Genomic DNA, 14,925 nt, shown 5'->3' on the forward strand with positions numbered 1-14,925 from the left:
GGTTTTCTACCTCAATATTGACATTATAGAAGCATACAAATATAATAGTTTAAAAAGTGATAGTTTAGGTAAGCAAAGAGGCTTACAGGACGATGAAGTTACCTGTTTTGTTAAAAGGCAGGTAACTTTTTTCGTTATATCATTTCCCCGGGTGAGAAAGCAAAGGTGCTATCGGGCAGATTTTTCATTAAGCTGCTGGCTGGTAGCACTTTTTTCGATGAGGAAAATAGCATCTATAACTAAACAGGCACTCAAAAAGGTGGGACTTTCTTATGTTTACTAAACTTATTCTCCGGGTTTGCGGTGATTGTCGCTACCCTCCTTTTGAGTTTTTAAACGATGATGGGGCCTTCAAGGGATTTAACGTGGATATTTTAAAAGCCATTGCCAAAGAGGTGGGGGTAGAAATCTATTTCAGAGCCATGCCCTGGTCAGAAGCTATACGAGCCGTTCAGGAGGGTATTTTTGATGCTATACAGGGTATGGCTTTAAGTGCAAGACGTCAGGATATCTTTGATTTTACCGAGGCATACCTGGTAGTTTCTCATTCTGTTTTTGTTCTAAGGGACCGGTATGATATTTTAACTTTGAATGATCTAAAGGGTTTAAAGGTAGCCGTTCAAAAAGATGACATATCTTATGACTTGATCAACCATCATCTTGGCAGCGCTAAAACTTTTCTGCACTATATCTTTACTGCTGATCAAGGCGAAGCATTAAACGAATTAATTAAACGAAAAGTCGATGCCTTTATCGGCAACAGGCTTACAGGAACTTACCTAGCCCAAAAGATGGGACACATAGATAAAATCAGGCTGGTTGGCCAGCCAATTTCGCCACAGGCTTATGCTATAGCTGTCAGTCGTGGCAGGAAGCAACTAGTAGAAATTTTTAATAAAGGATTACGAGCGATAAAAGAAAATGGGGCTTACGATCGGATCTGCGAAAAGTGGTTTGGCCTGGTAGCTGAAGATCTAAACAGTCATATTATCGATAGCGTAGATGTAGGAGTAATTGGATTAAACCGCATGGGAATAATTACCTCAATCAATTCTTATGCTCGTAAAATTTTAAACATAAAGAGCCATAACTTAATCGGAAAATACGCTTTGGAAACAGAACTGGTTCGCTATTTTGATTTTGGTATTGTATATGAAACCATGGCGACTGGTAAGGCTTTTGTTGATCACGAAATCGAAATTAAGAATGGCAAACAATCTTTGCTGAGCTATAATATTTTTCCTCTATACGGCGAAAGCAATAAAGTCATCGGGGTAGTTATTAGTTTAAGGGATATTACCCTGGCAAAGCACTTGCGTGAAAGTTTGGCCCGTAAGGATAAAATGGAATCCCTGGGTTTGCTTTTAGCCAACATAGCCCATGAAATTAGAAATCCGATTATGGCCATTAAAACTTTTGTTGACACTCTTCCTGTTCAATATGACAACCCCCGTTTTCGCGCTGAGATGTTAAAATATGTGCCCATGGAGATTGAGCGCCTTAATAAGCTTGTCGGGGAATTATTACAGTACGCCCGCCCCCGCGCACCGGTCCGCGAATGGTGTAATTTATATGAAATCGTAAATTCAGTTATGGTTTTATTTCAAGGGCAGGTTAACAGTGGAATCGATTTTGATGTTCAAATCGACACTTCTCTAAGGATATGGGCTGATCAGCAACAGCTAAAACAAATATTAATTAACCTCATTTTAAACGCTACTGAAGCCATTAAAGAAAAAGGCAAGGTAAAAATTGCAGCAGGTAAAGGCCAGGATGGGGTGTGGATTGAGGTAGAGGATGATGGTTGCGGCATTTCTTCAGAGCACCTTGGACACATATTTGATCCTTTTTATACCACAAAAGAAAAAGGAACGGGTCTGGGTCTTTTTATTACCTACCAACTTGTTAAAGAGAATCATGGCGATATAAGGGTATTTAGCCAGAAGGGCCGGGGGACACGTTTCAAGATCACTTTCTGCCAGGAGGTGCGTCATGGAGAAAATTCTAATAATCGATGATGACCCCGCCATTTGTTCTTCTTTGAGCTTTGCCCTGCTGAATGATTTTGAAGTAATTACGGCCACTGATCCGGCGGTAGGGTTCTATTATTTGCAGAATGAAGAGATTGCCCTCACTATTCTTGACTTATATCTCGGGCAAGTTGATGGTTTACAGGTACTACGTAAGATTCGGCAGTTTAATCCACACGCTGTTGTTATAGTTTTAACTGCTTATGGTAGTATCCGTTCTTCTGTAGAAGCTATTAAAGAAGGTGCCTTTTATTACCTGACCAAACCTGTCGATATTGAGGAACTCAAAGCCCTGGTTAATAAAGGTTTGGAATTGTACCACCTGCAGGCCAGGTTGGAAATCTTGAACCAAGAACTTAAAAAGCAATATGAATCTTATGGTATCATTGGAAAATCAAGGGCAATTAATAAGATTTTGACTCTGATAGAAAAAGTAAAGGATATTGATAGCAACGTTTTAATAACCGGTGAGAGTGGAACTGGGAAAGAACTGGTGGCGCGGGCGATTCATTATTACGGCCGGCGGCAAAAAGGTCCTTTTGAGGTTATAAATTGCGCTGCTATCCCGGAAAATTTATTGGAAAGTGAGCTTTTCGGTTACCAGAAGGGAGCTTTTACGGGTGCTAACCGCAGCTATGAGGGGAAACTACGGGCTGCCCATGGTGGTACTATTTTTTTAGATGAAATTGGGGAGATGTCCCTCGTCCTCCAGGCCAAAGTCTTACGCTTTTTACAAGATAAAACCGTGATACCGCTGGGCTCCAAGAATACCTACCCGGTTGATGTACGTATCTTGGCGGCAACCAACAGGAATTTGCCCGAGGCTATTAAGCAGAATAACTTTCGTGAAGATCTGTATTACCGGCTGAATGTAATTAATATTGAGTTACCGCCCCTGCGGGAACGCAAAGAGGACATCCCCTTATTAGTAAAGCATTTTATTGCTAAATATTCGGCACTGCTGGGGCGTCAGGTGGATTCTATTACTCCTGAAGCTCTCCGTTTATTAGTAAACTATAATTTTCCCGGTAATATAAGAGAATTGGAAAATATTATTGAACGTGGTGTGGCTCTGGCAACGGGCAGGGAAATTACAACAGACAATTTACCTTCAAATCTTCAGCCTTTATCTGATCCGTTGCCCATGGACATTCCCGACGCCATACCTGTTTTTATTGGCGAAACCCTGGACCAGGTAGAAAAAAAGTTGATCCTCTCAACTCTAAAGAAAACCGGTGGTAGAAAAAAAGAAGCGGCAATCCTTTTAGGCATAACAGATAGGACCCTGAGGAATAAACTGAAGAAGTATAGGATAAAAGGAAAAAAAGCGGATATAATTTCCGGTTCACAGTCCTGATTTATAAAAATAGCGGAAATATCTTCCCCTATTTATTTTTAATTTGCAACCCTTATCGATCGGCTAATAAGATGTTGCCTGGTCTGGCACGAAACTTGCTACATAAGGCTTAACGGAGGTGGAAATATGAATTTAAGCCAGGAAGAGCAAAATCTTATAGAAGAGCGATTTCGGGCAATAGAAGTTTTACTTTCTCCGCAAAAGTTCGCTACTAAGGTTTTAAAGAACGCCCGCGTAGTTAATGTCTTAACCAGGGAAATCTACAGGGCGGATATTGCTATCAACGGGAAAGTAATTTTAATGATTGGTGATTGTAACAACTTGATTGGACCGGAAACAGAGGTCATTGATCTGAACGGGAAGTATGTAACACCGGCTTTTATTGACGCCCATATGCATTTTGAGAGTGCCATGCTCACGATTACCGAATTTACGAGGATATCTTTGCCCACAGGCACTACCTGTCTGATATGCGATCCCCATGAGATAGGCAACGTCCTGGGACCAGAAGGGGTAAGGGCCATGGCCGCTGAAGCTGCCCTTATGCCTCACCACGTATTCTTACGCATCCCCGCTTTAACACCCGACTCACCGGGGTTGGAAACGCCGGGTTATCATATAACTTCACGGGAAGTACCGGAAATGTTGTCTTACCCATCTGTTTCTGGCATCGGCGAGATCCAGGGGGTCAGTGCAATTAAATTTGTTTTTGCCCACAACCCTGACGTGATTAAAGATACCCTGGCTTCTACCATATATGCCCGCTCTATAGGTAAAGGAGTTGACGGCAACGCACCGGAGTTGTTCGGTCCCGAACTTGCAGCCCATATTATTGCCGGAGGTACGGACGTATCCTGTCACGAAACCACAACCAAAGCTGAAGCCATAGAAAAACTGCGTTACGGTGTTTATCTATTAATGCGCGAGGGATCAACCCAGCGCAACATGGCTGAATGTATTAAAGCTCTTACTGAAGAAGGTTTCGATTCGCGTCGTATGATCCTGGCTACCGATGACATGCTGGCGGAAGATATAGTCAAAAGCGGTCATATGAACGATATAATTCGCCGTACTATCCGTCAGGGTGTAGGTGCTGTAGAAGCAATACAAATGGCGACTATTAATCCGGCCACATGGTTGGGCTTAAATCATCTTGGTGTCCTGGCGCCGGGTAAACTGGCAGATTTGGTAGTTATCGCGGGTGAACTCGAAGATATGGAGGTAGAGGCGGTTTACCTGAAAGGTGAACTTGTAGCGAAAGATGGCGAGTTGCTTATTGATCTACCGCCATATACTTACCCGGCAACAGTAAAAAAATCTGTCAAACGGGACTACGTCTCAGCCGCAGAGCTGATGTTGCCTGCAAGGGGCACCAAAGCCATAGTACGCTGTATAGGTCTTATACCCGATCAAAATCTGTCCCACGCTATCGAAGTTGAAATGAAGGTAGACAGTGGCTATATTCTCCCTTCTTTAGACGAAGATTTGTTGCCTATTGCCGTAGTAGGGAGGTACGGGCAAAAGGATATAGGAAGGAGCTTTGTGAAAGGGTTTGGCCTTAAAAATGGAGCGTTTGCCGAAAGCGTGGCCCATGACGCCCACAACATCATAGTTGTAGGTACAAACTATAACGATATGGCCGTGGCGGTTAATCACGTTATTAAAATGCAGGGGGGTGTGGCCGTAGTAAAAGGCGGCAGGGTCCTGGGAGAGCTTCCCCTAGAGATTGGAGGTTTAATGACTGATGCCCTAACAGCTCATGAACTAATAGCTAGGACGGCGTTGCTGCATCGCCTGGCCGCGGAAGAACTCGGGTGCAAGGTACACGCTCCTTTTATGCACCTTGCTTTTCTCTCTCTCACCACCAGCCCCAAATGGAAGCTTACCGATAAAGGGGTAGTGGATGCCAATAATTACTGCGTACTTTCAGCGATTAAGGAGGTTTTATAAAGATGAACCGGAATAAACGCTGGACCCTGATTGATCTTTCCCAGGAAATTTACCAGGGTATGTCTGTTTTTCCCATGCATCAGCGTACCTTTATTATGGTAAATATGACCCACGAAGAAAATCAAAAGATGACCGGGAGCAAGACACTGGGGTTTTCGGCCCGCAACCTGTTGATTAGCGAACACGGGCCTACCCATTGCGATGCCGTGTGGGAATACAATCCGGAGGGGCCGACCATCGATAAAATGCCGTTGACCCATTTTTGGGGTGACGCCATCTGCGTAGATCTAAGCCATGTACCACCTTCAAGGTATATCACTGTTGAAGATCTGGAGCAGGCCCTGGCTAAGGCAGGCCTGGAGATCCAGGCTGGAGATATTTTTCTAATGTATACTGGTCATTATGATCGTAATTACGGTACCGATAAATGGCAGACAGAATATACGGGTCTTAGCTATGAGGCGGCAGAGTGGTTGGCCCAAAAGGGGGTAGTCAATATCGGTGTTGATGCCCCAGCTATTGATCATCCGGCCGATCTGGATTTTTCAGGTCACTGGGTCTGCGGTAAATATAACATGACCAATACAGAAAACCTCTGTAACCTCGATAAAGTAGTTAACCGCAGGTTCCTATTCATGGGGCTTCCTCTGCGTATAAGGGATGGTAGCGGGTCTCCTATCAGAGCTGTGGCTATTTTAACTGATGAGGATTAAGGCATTGGAGGGCCGCTAAGTGAAGCAATATATCCACACAGTACCCAATTTTAGTGAAGGCCGCAGGAAAGAAGTAATTGAGGCGATCGTAGGGCAGTTTAAAGACATTCCCGGGGTAAAACTCATCGACTATTATCCCGATCCCGATTTTAACCGCACTGTCATTGAAGCGATAGGAGAGCCGGAACCTTTAAAACGGGCCCTGCTTAATATGACCGGCAAAGCCGTCGAATTGATTAATATGGAAGAGCAACGCGGCGCCCACCCCCGGATAGGAGCCCAGGATACTATCCCCTTATTTCCACTTAAGAATATATCCTTAGAGGAATGTAAACTTCTGGCGGAAGAACTGGGAAAGGAGATTTACGCCCGTTTCCAATTACCTGTTTACTTGAGCGGGGAAAATGCCCGCACTCCGGAAAGAAAAAGCCTGGACTTCATCCGCCGGGGGCAATACGAGGGGTTAAAAAAAGTAGCCCATTTACCGGAAAGGGCTCCGGACATCGGGGCTGCTGCCCTGCACCCAACTGCCGGGGCGGTTATTGTCAGTGCCGGTACCAGACCCCTGGTAGCTTATAACGTCGTTCTCAATTCCAGTGACTTGAGTTTGGCGCAGGGGATAGCTAAAGCGGTCCGCGGGCCAAGCGGGGGCTTCAGTACTGTCAGGGCTGTGGGCCTCAGATATGAAGAGCGCGACCTGGTTGCGGTATCGATGAATATTTTTGATTATGAATTGACCCCTCTTTACCGCACCTTTGAGCTGGTAAAAAGAGAGGCTGCCCGCTATGGAGTAACGGTCCTGGAGACCCAGCTTGTGGGAACCGTTCCCCAGGAAAGTTTAATTATGGTGGCCGAGTATTTCTTACAGCTTAAGAGTTTCAAGCGTAACCAGATACTGGAGAACAATTTATTTGATCTTAATTAGGAGATACCTATGCTTGCTGGAAAAAGCCTTATCGATTTTGCTGCCCAGCTTTCATCAACGGCGCCCGTACCCGGAGGGGGAACCGTAAGCGCCCTGTGTGGCTACCTCAGCGCCGCCCTGGCTCTTAAGGTATGCTATTTAACGCTAGGAAAGGAACAATACAAAGAAAGCCATGCTGAAATTCATAAAGTGGGAGGTGAGATTGAAGAGTTAAAAGCTGAACTGCTGGGTTTAATGGATGAAGACGCAGCTGCCTTTGCTGGAGTAATTAATGCTTACCGGTTACCCAGAACAGATCCCTGTGAAGCAAATAAACGGAAGGAGGCTATTAAACAGGAAACTTTAAAAGCAGCGTTCGTACCTTTACGTACCGCCGAGAAGTGCTTGCAGTTACTCAAAAAAATACCGGTGGTTATCGACAAAGGCGTTCCGAGTGCCGTAAGCGATGCCGGGGTCGCCGCCCACCTGGCTGCTGCCGGCCTTGAAGGAGCACTGCTAAATGTGGCAATTAATATCAAAGAGATCAATAAAGAATATGCCCTCGAACTGGAACAAAGGATAGCACGAATAAATGAAGCAAAACAGGATTTAATGAGCCACCTTTTACGTACCCTGAAAATGGGGTAGTATTTACCATTATATCATATCCTTCTGATGGCGCCGCCGGGGCGGCATGCGCCTTTATTTATGGCAATGGTGTTTGACTGAGGGGTAACGGGGCCCTTTGTAGTAAAACAGTCTACAAAGGGCTTATTTTTATAAAAAAACGAGGAGGGTAAAGCATGACTAAAAAAAGTAAAGTCACTACTGCAGGTCTCGTTTTCATGGTAATTTGGGGTGTATTAACCGGGGTTCTCTGGGCCTACGTTAACCCCATTACCCTAGTTCCCGGGGTAATCCATTTGCGTATTTTTGCTTTTCTACCAGCGGTAATAGGGATCTTTTTTGGTCCTATTTCCGGTTTCGCCTCCGGGTATATTGGCAGCCTGGTCTGGTCGCTGCTTAGCGGTGCCTTTATCCCCGCCCACACACTGCTAGTGGATGGGATTATGGTAGGGTTCACGGGCTGGTTACCGGCAATTATGGTCGGCAAAGGTAGAACACTGGAGGAAATCGCTACCGACAAATCACTGGTATGGAAATCGGTTTTGTGGTGCGGCCTTTCCGGAATTGCCATGATAATAGCCGTTTCCCTGAGTTTATCTATCCTGGGTATATTTGATTTCCGGTGGGCATTATTCTGGCTGGGCTTAAGCGATGTTCCTCCATTAATGATCGGTACACCGGTAATAGTCAAGATGTTTATCAAACGCCTGTCCAGGATCGATGTCTCTAATATCTCAGCCTGAATACTCCTGGCAGGGAAGGTTCGACCAGGGCTTTCCCTGCCAGGCAAGCAATATATCTCTAGGGTTACCATTTAGGAGGATTAACATGGCCATCCTGGAAGCGAAAAATTTGTCTTACAGATTTAGGCCCGGCTCTCCGCAGGTGATCAAGAGTATATCCCTGACCATAAATGAGGGTGAAGTAGTAGGTATATTTGGACGCAGCGGTTCAGGTAAATCCGTTTTCGGTTATATATTAAGCGGCATTATACCAAATTTTTACAGAAACGGCATAATTGAAGGCGAACTAAAAATAGCCGGTAATAATGTTTTCCAGGTTAAAGATGCAGGCAACGTATTAGTAGGCATGGTAATGCAAAATCCTGAAACCCAGCTTTTCGGCTTTAGGGTAGAAGACACGCTGGCCTTCGGCATGGAAAACCTCGGTTTACCCCGCGAAGAGATGGGTAAGAGGATTGAACGCGTGTCCAAGCAGCTCCAAATTGAACATCTTTTAAACAGATTTACAGGCGAGCTATCCGGTGGCCAGAAACAGTTATGCTGTCTTGCCTCCATACTGGCTATGGAACCGAAGGTTTTAGTTTTGGACGAACCGGTTTCGGCCCTGGATCCCGGGGGCGTCCTTCTGATTCAGGAGGCCGTTGCCCGGCTGAAACGTGAAGGCCGGACTATCATCGTTATTGGTAACAACGTGGGATGGGTGGCCCCCCTGCTTGATCGAGTTATCGTTATGAATCATGGAGAGATAATTTTAGATAACCAGGCCAAGAATTTTTTTGCTGATAAAAATAAAGTTATTGCTTCCGGCATTACTACCACCCAAGTAAATGAGTTATACCATACCCTAGTTGAAAAGGGATACCGGTTACCTGTTTTCATTAGTTATGCAGAAGCTAAACGCTACCTATGGGAAAAGAACCTCATAAGGAAGAATCCAACATTAAGGACAAGGTCTGTTAATTATAATAACGCTATTAAAGAGAGTCCCAAGGCACCGTCTTTAATTTCTATAAGAGAGCTCTCCTTTATGTACGGCCGGTTCAAGGCCCTTGAAGACATAAATGTTGATTTACAAGGGGGTCGCATTATCGGTTTAATTGGCCAGAACGGCTCTGGAAAAAGCACGTTATTAAAGCATCTCAATGGCTTGCTGAAACCAACCCGGGGAACAATCGAGGTTAATGGAAAAAGGCCTGATCAAGAAACTATTGCCACGATGGCTAAAATTATAGGTTTTGTTTTCCAGAATCCTGACCAGATGCTCTTTGAAGAGACGGTCTACGATGAAGCAACTTTTGGCATTAGGTCCATTTATAGACAAGTAAGTCCCGAACAAAAGGAGACGGTGGAAAAGCTCCTGGCAAAATTCGGCTTGCTGGAGTATCGCGAAGAATTACCGGTAAATTTATCAGCCGGCCAAAAAAGATGGTTGATGATTGCCTCCGCTGTAGCTGTTAACCCTGCCATTCTAGTTTTAGACGAACCGACCAATGGTATGGACAGGTTTGATAAAGAAAAGCTGGCAATGTTAATCAAGGAATGGAAAAACGCTGGTAGTACCATAATAATTGTTTCCCATGATTTACCTTTCCTGGCTGATTTAGTAGATACAGTTTTGTTGTTAGATAAAGGAAGAGTGAAAGCAAGCGGCACAATTAGAGAGATATTTAGCCAGAGGGAAATATTTGCAGAAATCAATATCCCTTTGCCTGAAATTACCATGCTGGGCTTGGAAGCCGGGGCGCCGGCAATTTTAAACGTCGACGAATTCATTGACTCTTGCTTAACAAATGCTACAGAGAGGGAGGAGAAGGTGTGCAGTTAGCTAGCTACGTTGAAAAGGAATCTTACTTTCATAGTCTTGATCCCCGGGTAAAAATAATATGGTTCATAGTTATAACCATTGTGGCATTAGTATTTCGGACATTACCTGTGATGGTATTAGTTGTGCTAAGCTTGCTGGGAGCTTGGCTGTCAGCAAAGATTTTACCGGAAATATTATCTTTAATGCGCAAAGCCCTACCGCTTCTGAGCATTGCGATTGTTACCTGGATGATATTTGGTGCCTTAAAGCCTGAAGGAGGTGAAGTTTTATTCTCTCTGGGGATCCTGCAACTAGAGAGAAATGATATTTTAAAGGCCATTACTGTCGCCTTGTACATCTTTATCACTATAAGTGTGTTTTATACCGTGATCCTGACAACGGATTTTAGTGAACTGGCCTATGGTTTATCAAAACTGGGATTGCCTTATACTTTAACCTTTATGATAGCCCTCATTTTCCAAACTATTCCTTTGTTAAGCGGTGAAATTACGACTATATTAAACGCTCAAAGGAGCCGGGGGTACGAACTTGACCAGGGTGGCCTGATAGAAAAGTATAGGAAATATGCTTCAGTTGTTTTTCCTTTTGTTATGCGCGCAATTAATCTGGGTAAGAACGTAAGTATTGGTCTCCACGTGTACCAGTTTGGCATCGGGAAAAAGAGGATGAACTACAAAGAACTTCAATTAACCGGCAATGACTATATATTTATAGCGCTATTACTGCTCTTTATTTTAACTATAATTACAGTCAGTCTGAGATATGGGGGTAAGTGAAAATGGCCAGGTTATTAGAAGAACTAACTTCACAGGAGGTAGATGCCTTTAACAGGGAAGAAACCATCGTTTTACTTCCAGTAGGAGCTACAGAACAACACGGTAAACATTTACCATTAGGAACCGACAATATGATTCTAAAATCAGTTCTAGATCGCGTTTTAAAAGATATTGACCCAGAAATACCACTATTGATAACCCCCGTTATACCGGTTGGCAAGAGTAACGAGCACCTGAATTTTATTGGTACCATTTCTTTTTCGTATGCAACATTAAGGGGCGTGATAGAAGATATATGTAAAAGCGTTGCCCGTCATGGATTTAAAAAGATAGCTATTTTTAACTCCCATGGCGGCAATACAGATACCTTGACATCTTTATGCCGGGATTTGCGGGATCAATTAAATGTCCAGGTGTTTGTAATTGACTGGTGGTTTACTAATTTCTGGGAGGATATCTTGAAAGAAATTCAAGAATCTCCTCGAGATGGCGTGTTTCACGCCTGCGAATTGGAAACCTCTATTATTATGTACACTTTTCCTCATCTGGTTAAAAAAGAGCAAATTGTTGCCAGCTTTCCCCCCGAACCATTACGTAACAACAAATATGTTACCATTTTTGGCCCTGTAACTATGGGGTGGAGAACTGAGGACATCTCGGCTAACGGGGTTATAGGTGACCCGAACAAGGCTACCTCCGAAAAGGGACGCCTTTTAGTAGAGTTTGCGGCCAGGAAGATTATTGAAATTATCCAGGAAATCCAGTCGTTATAGGGAGGGGCTGTAAATGTATAAAAAAGAGGATTGTGCTTTGCTTGTAATTGATATGCAAGCGGATTTTATAGATGAGGGCGCTCCCATCGAATGTCCTGGCGGTCGTGAGATTATCCCACGATTAAAGGAATTAATCTCTTTTATGCGCGCCCAGAATATTCCTGTAATTTATACCCAGGAAAAGCACCGGCCGGAAAAGGTTGATTTTGGTATGGAATTGGAACGCGAAGAGCCGGAGCACTGCCTGGAACAAACGAAGGGAGTAGAATTTATCGATGAACTCAGGCCGGAACAGGGAGATTTTATTGTTGCTAAGCGCAGGTACAGCGGCTTTTATTTGACCGACCTGGAAATCTTACTTAAAGGGCTTAAAAGGAGCACCCTTATTATTACCGGTGTTGCAACTAACGTATGTGTTTATGCTACTGCTCTGGACGCCCAGCAACGTGATTATCGTGTCGTAGTAATTTCTGATTGCGTTGCTGGTACCGATAGGGAATTACATCGCGCTTTTTTAAGAAATATCGAGTACGTGCTTGGTGAAGTCATTACCGCACAAGAAATAATCAAGAGGCTTTCTACTCCGGGTAGCTCTATCCATTCTTGTTAAAGGGGAATTATTTATGCAGGAAGGTCTCAGAGATTACCTGCGTAACCTTTACCACAAAAATAAATTGGAAGAAATAGAGGACATTTCTATAGAAGATATCCCCGATTTAATATTTGCTAACAGGAAAAGCCCACAAACAATCTGGATAAAAAAAGTTAGAGGGTTTGAAAGCGGCTTTTTGTTTAACGTATTAAGCAGCAGAGATCATTATGCGATAGTTTTTGGTTGCACCATACACGAAATATGGCCCGCCTATCTCAAGTGCCTGGCCAACCCCGTAAAACCGGTATTAATAAAAAGCGGCAGTGTTCAAGAGGTCCAGTATATTGGCTCGCAGGTGGATTTGTACAAGCTGCCTGTTGTAAAATATAATGCTCTGGATGCCAGTCCTTATATTACTGCTGGTGTGGTTCTGGCCAGGGATCCGGAAACAGGAATACGTAACGTTTCCATACACAGACTTCAGGTCCAGGGGAAACAACAATTGGGCATTCGCCTGGAACCCGATTCCCATCTAGAATTAATCCGTAAAAAAGCTGGAGAACTAGGGAAAAGAGTTCAGGTAGCTATAACAATTGGCAACCACCCCGCGGAAATAATAGCCGCTGTAAGTAAAGTTCATTTTGGGCTTGATGAACTGGAGATTGCCGGTGCCATAAGGGGTGAACCTTTGCAGTTAACTAAATGTGTTACTATCGACGCAGAAGTACCGGCCTGGGCCGAAATTGTTTTAGAAGGTTATATAGATCCAGAGGATGATGCTCCTGAGGGACCATTTGGCGACTTTATGGGATATTACGTACCGCGCGGCGAAAATCCAGCTATCCATTTGACGGCAATTACGCATCGGGAAAATCCTGTTTTTCAAGGAATAAGGGCGGGTTCCTTGGAGGATAGTTTATTGCTGGCGCTTTCCAGGGAAGCCGCTGTTTTTAAAGCGCTAAAAGAGGAAGGTATAGATGTAGCAGGCGTTAACCTATCGCCTGTAGTTTTAAATGGGGTTATTTCATTAAGGCCTAAAGATAAGGCCGAGGTGCGCAAGGCTTTGGAAATTGCCCTGGAACAGGTGCCATGGTTAAAATATTGTGTCGCAGTTGACCCAGATGTAGATATTTTTAACTGGGAAGACGTCTTGTGGGCGTTAGCTACTAGGAGTTCCCCGGATAAAGCCATTGTTTTTAATAATACTAATGGTTTTTCCAGGGACCCCTTTAATGTGCATCGGGCTAAACTAATTATTGATGCTACCATACCGGCTGGCGCGGGTAATGCCTTTAGACGGGCTATACCCCGATGAACCTTTCATAGCCCTGCGACGGCGGTATAACTAATTGCCTCTTTTTTTCTTAGCCCTTAGCATTTTATCTTTTTTAGGCATGCGTCAGGCCTGTTTGGCAAATCTCAACCTTGCCCTCCGGTATCAATTATGCTATAATCAACCGGAAAAGCTTCCCTGCTCCACCGGCGGGTGGGGCCATAAGTCCACAGGGAGGAGGTGCTGTCATTTGCGTAATTACGAAGTTGTTTTCGTAATTAAGCCCGACCTGGAAGCCGAAGCTACTGCCGCAGTGGTAGAGAAATTTACCAGGCTGATAGCTGATCAGGGCGGCCAGGTTACCGAGGTAGACCAGTGGGGCAAAAAGCGGATGGCCTATGAGGTGCGCAAGTACCGGGAGGGCTATTATGTCCTCATGAAGTTTAAAGGTACGCCGGCCGTTGCCCAGGAACTGGAGCGGGTATTAAAGATTACCGACGAGGTAATTCGCTACCTGATAACGCGCCTGGAAGAAGAAGCCAGCTAAAAGATAAAGGCGGTGGGAGAAGGATGTTAAACCGGGTAATTTTAATTGGCCGGCTGACGCGGGACCCCGAACTGCGCTACACGGCCAGCGGCGTAGCAGTAACAACCTTTACCCTGGCTGTGGATAGGAATTATGTCAACCAGCAGGGTGAACGGGGTACTGATTTTATCCGCATCACCGTATGGCGGAAACTCGCGGAAACCTGCGCCAACCACCTGAACAAGGGCCGCCTGGTAGCCGTTGAAGGCCGCCTCCAGACGCGTTCCTATGAAACGCCCGACGGCCAGAAACGCCAGGCTACCGATGTGGTAGCCGACGATGTCCGTTTCCTGGACTGGCCCAAGGATGGAAAAGGTCCTACCGGCTTGGGTACCGGTACCGCTATGGGTGCTGATAGCTTCAACCAGGATTTTAGCGATATGGGCACGGAAGTAGATATGGGCGAAGACGATTTGCCCTTCTAGCGAGAGAGGTGAAATAAGATTGCGGCGTGACAAGAAACGTTCCCGGAAGCGGGTTTGCAGTTTCTGTGTCGATAAAATCGAACAGGTAGACTACAAAGATGTAAACCGCCTCCGCCGCTATATCAGCGAACGGGGTAAGATTTTGCCCCGCCGTATTTCCGGCAATTGCGCCCATCACCAGCGCCAGCTGACCACGGCTATCAAACGGGCGCGGGCCCTGGCCCTGTTGCCATACACGGTCGAATAATAACGGCCAAGTTTCAGGAGGGAGGACAGCAACTCCCTCTTTTCTATATACGCCGTTAGGGGGAGTTACCCCTCCGGCGCAAAGTACGGGAGCTAAAATCAGGG

General features: G+C 44.9%; 15 protein-coding genes. All 15 read left to right on the forward strand.

The window, feature by feature from the left end; translation table 11 throughout:
• Positions 1-272: 272 nt before the first annotated feature.
• The 15 genes from MOST_RS00160 to rpsR all read left to right on the forward strand — a co-directional run bounded on the left by MOST_RS00160 (position 273) and on the right by rpsR (position 14,821).
• A complete protein-coding gene (locus MOST_RS00160) occupies positions 273-2,018 on the forward strand; it encodes a transporter substrate-binding domain-containing protein (protein ID WP_054937874.1) in 1,746 nt (581 codons plus the stop codon).
• Complete coding sequence (locus MOST_RS00165) at positions 1,993-3,387, forward strand: sigma-54-dependent transcriptional regulator (RefSeq protein ID WP_054937875.1); 1,395 nt, start codon at positions 1,993-1,995, stop codon at positions 3,385-3,387. The genes MOST_RS00160 and MOST_RS00165 overlap by 26 nt, the downstream gene beginning before the upstream one ends.
• A gap of 126 nt (positions 3,388-3,513) precedes the next feature.
• Positions 3,514-5,337, forward strand: coding sequence for an adenine deaminase (locus MOST_RS00170; protein ID WP_054937876.1), 1,824 nt, complete (start codon positions 3,514-3,516; stop codon positions 5,335-5,337).
• 2 nt (positions 5,338-5,339) lie between these two features.
• Positions 5,340-6,050, forward strand: coding sequence for a cyclase family protein (locus MOST_RS00175; protein WP_054937877.1), 711 nt, complete (start codon positions 5,340-5,342; stop codon positions 6,048-6,050).
• A 19-nt stretch (positions 6,051-6,069) separates the two neighbouring features.
• The gene (ftcD, locus tag MOST_RS00180) at positions 6,070-6,975 is read left to right on the forward strand and encodes a glutamate formimidoyltransferase (protein ID WP_054937878.1); all 906 of its coding nucleotides are present in this window, start codon (positions 6,070-6,072) and stop codon (positions 6,973-6,975) included.
• 9 nt (positions 6,976-6,984) lie between these two features.
• Positions 6,985-7,602 carry a cyclodeaminase/cyclohydrolase family protein gene (locus MOST_RS00185; protein ID WP_054937879.1) on the forward strand — a complete coding sequence of 206 codons (618 nt, stop codon included), beginning with the start codon at positions 6,985-6,987 and terminating at the stop codon, positions 7,600-7,602.
• Between the two features lie 155 nt (positions 7,603-7,757).
• On the forward strand, positions 7,758-8,324 hold the full coding sequence (locus MOST_RS16900) for a hypothetical protein (RefSeq protein WP_054937880.1): 567 nt from the start codon (positions 7,758-7,760) through the stop codon (positions 8,322-8,324).
• 85 nt (positions 8,325-8,409) lie between these two features.
• Positions 8,410-10,149, forward strand: a complete 1,740-nt coding sequence (locus MOST_RS00195) for an ABC transporter ATP-binding protein (RefSeq protein WP_054937881.1) — start codon at positions 8,410-8,412, stop codon at positions 10,147-10,149.
• The gene (locus tag MOST_RS00200) at positions 10,140-10,925 is read left to right on the forward strand and encodes an energy-coupling factor transporter transmembrane component T family protein (RefSeq protein ID WP_054937882.1); all 786 of its coding nucleotides are present in this window, start codon (positions 10,140-10,142) and stop codon (positions 10,923-10,925) included. Before MOST_RS00195 ends, MOST_RS00200 begins: the two co-directional genes overlap by 10 nt.
• Before the next feature lie 2 nt (positions 10,926-10,927).
• Entirely contained in the window at positions 10,928-11,698 is a 771-nt protein-coding gene (locus tag MOST_RS00205; RefSeq protein ID WP_054937883.1) for a creatininase family protein, read from the forward strand.
• A 13-nt stretch (positions 11,699-11,711) separates the two neighbouring features.
• Positions 11,712-12,308 (forward strand): cysteine hydrolase family protein, encoded by a 597-nt coding sequence (locus tag MOST_RS00210; RefSeq protein WP_054937884.1) that lies wholly within the window; start codon positions 11,712-11,714, stop codon positions 12,306-12,308.
• A 13-nt stretch (positions 12,309-12,321) separates the two neighbouring features.
• Positions 12,322-13,605, forward strand: coding sequence for a UbiD family decarboxylase (locus MOST_RS00215; protein ID WP_054937885.1), 1,284 nt, complete (start codon positions 12,322-12,324; stop codon positions 13,603-13,605).
• Positions 13,606-13,813: 208 nt separating this feature from the next.
• A complete protein-coding gene (rpsF, locus tag MOST_RS00220) occupies positions 13,814-14,110 on the forward strand; it encodes a 30S ribosomal protein S6 (protein ID WP_054937886.1) in 297 nt (98 codons plus the stop codon).
• Between the two features lie 23 nt (positions 14,111-14,133).
• Complete coding sequence (locus tag MOST_RS00225) at positions 14,134-14,574, forward strand: single-stranded DNA-binding protein (RefSeq protein ID WP_054937887.1); 441 nt, start codon at positions 14,134-14,136, stop codon at positions 14,572-14,574.
• A gap of 19 nt (positions 14,575-14,593) precedes the next feature.
• Positions 14,594-14,821 carry a 30S ribosomal protein S18 gene (gene rpsR / locus MOST_RS00230; RefSeq protein ID WP_054937888.1) on the forward strand — a complete coding sequence of 76 codons (228 nt, stop codon included), beginning with the start codon at positions 14,594-14,596 and terminating at the stop codon, positions 14,819-14,821.
• Positions 14,822-14,925 lie beyond the last annotated feature (104 nt).

Source organism: Neomoorella stamsii (assembly GCF_002995805.1).
In the GTDB taxonomy this organism is placed as follows: domain Bacteria; phylum Bacillota; class DSM-521; order Neomoorellales; family Neomoorellaceae; genus Neomoorella; species Neomoorella stamsii.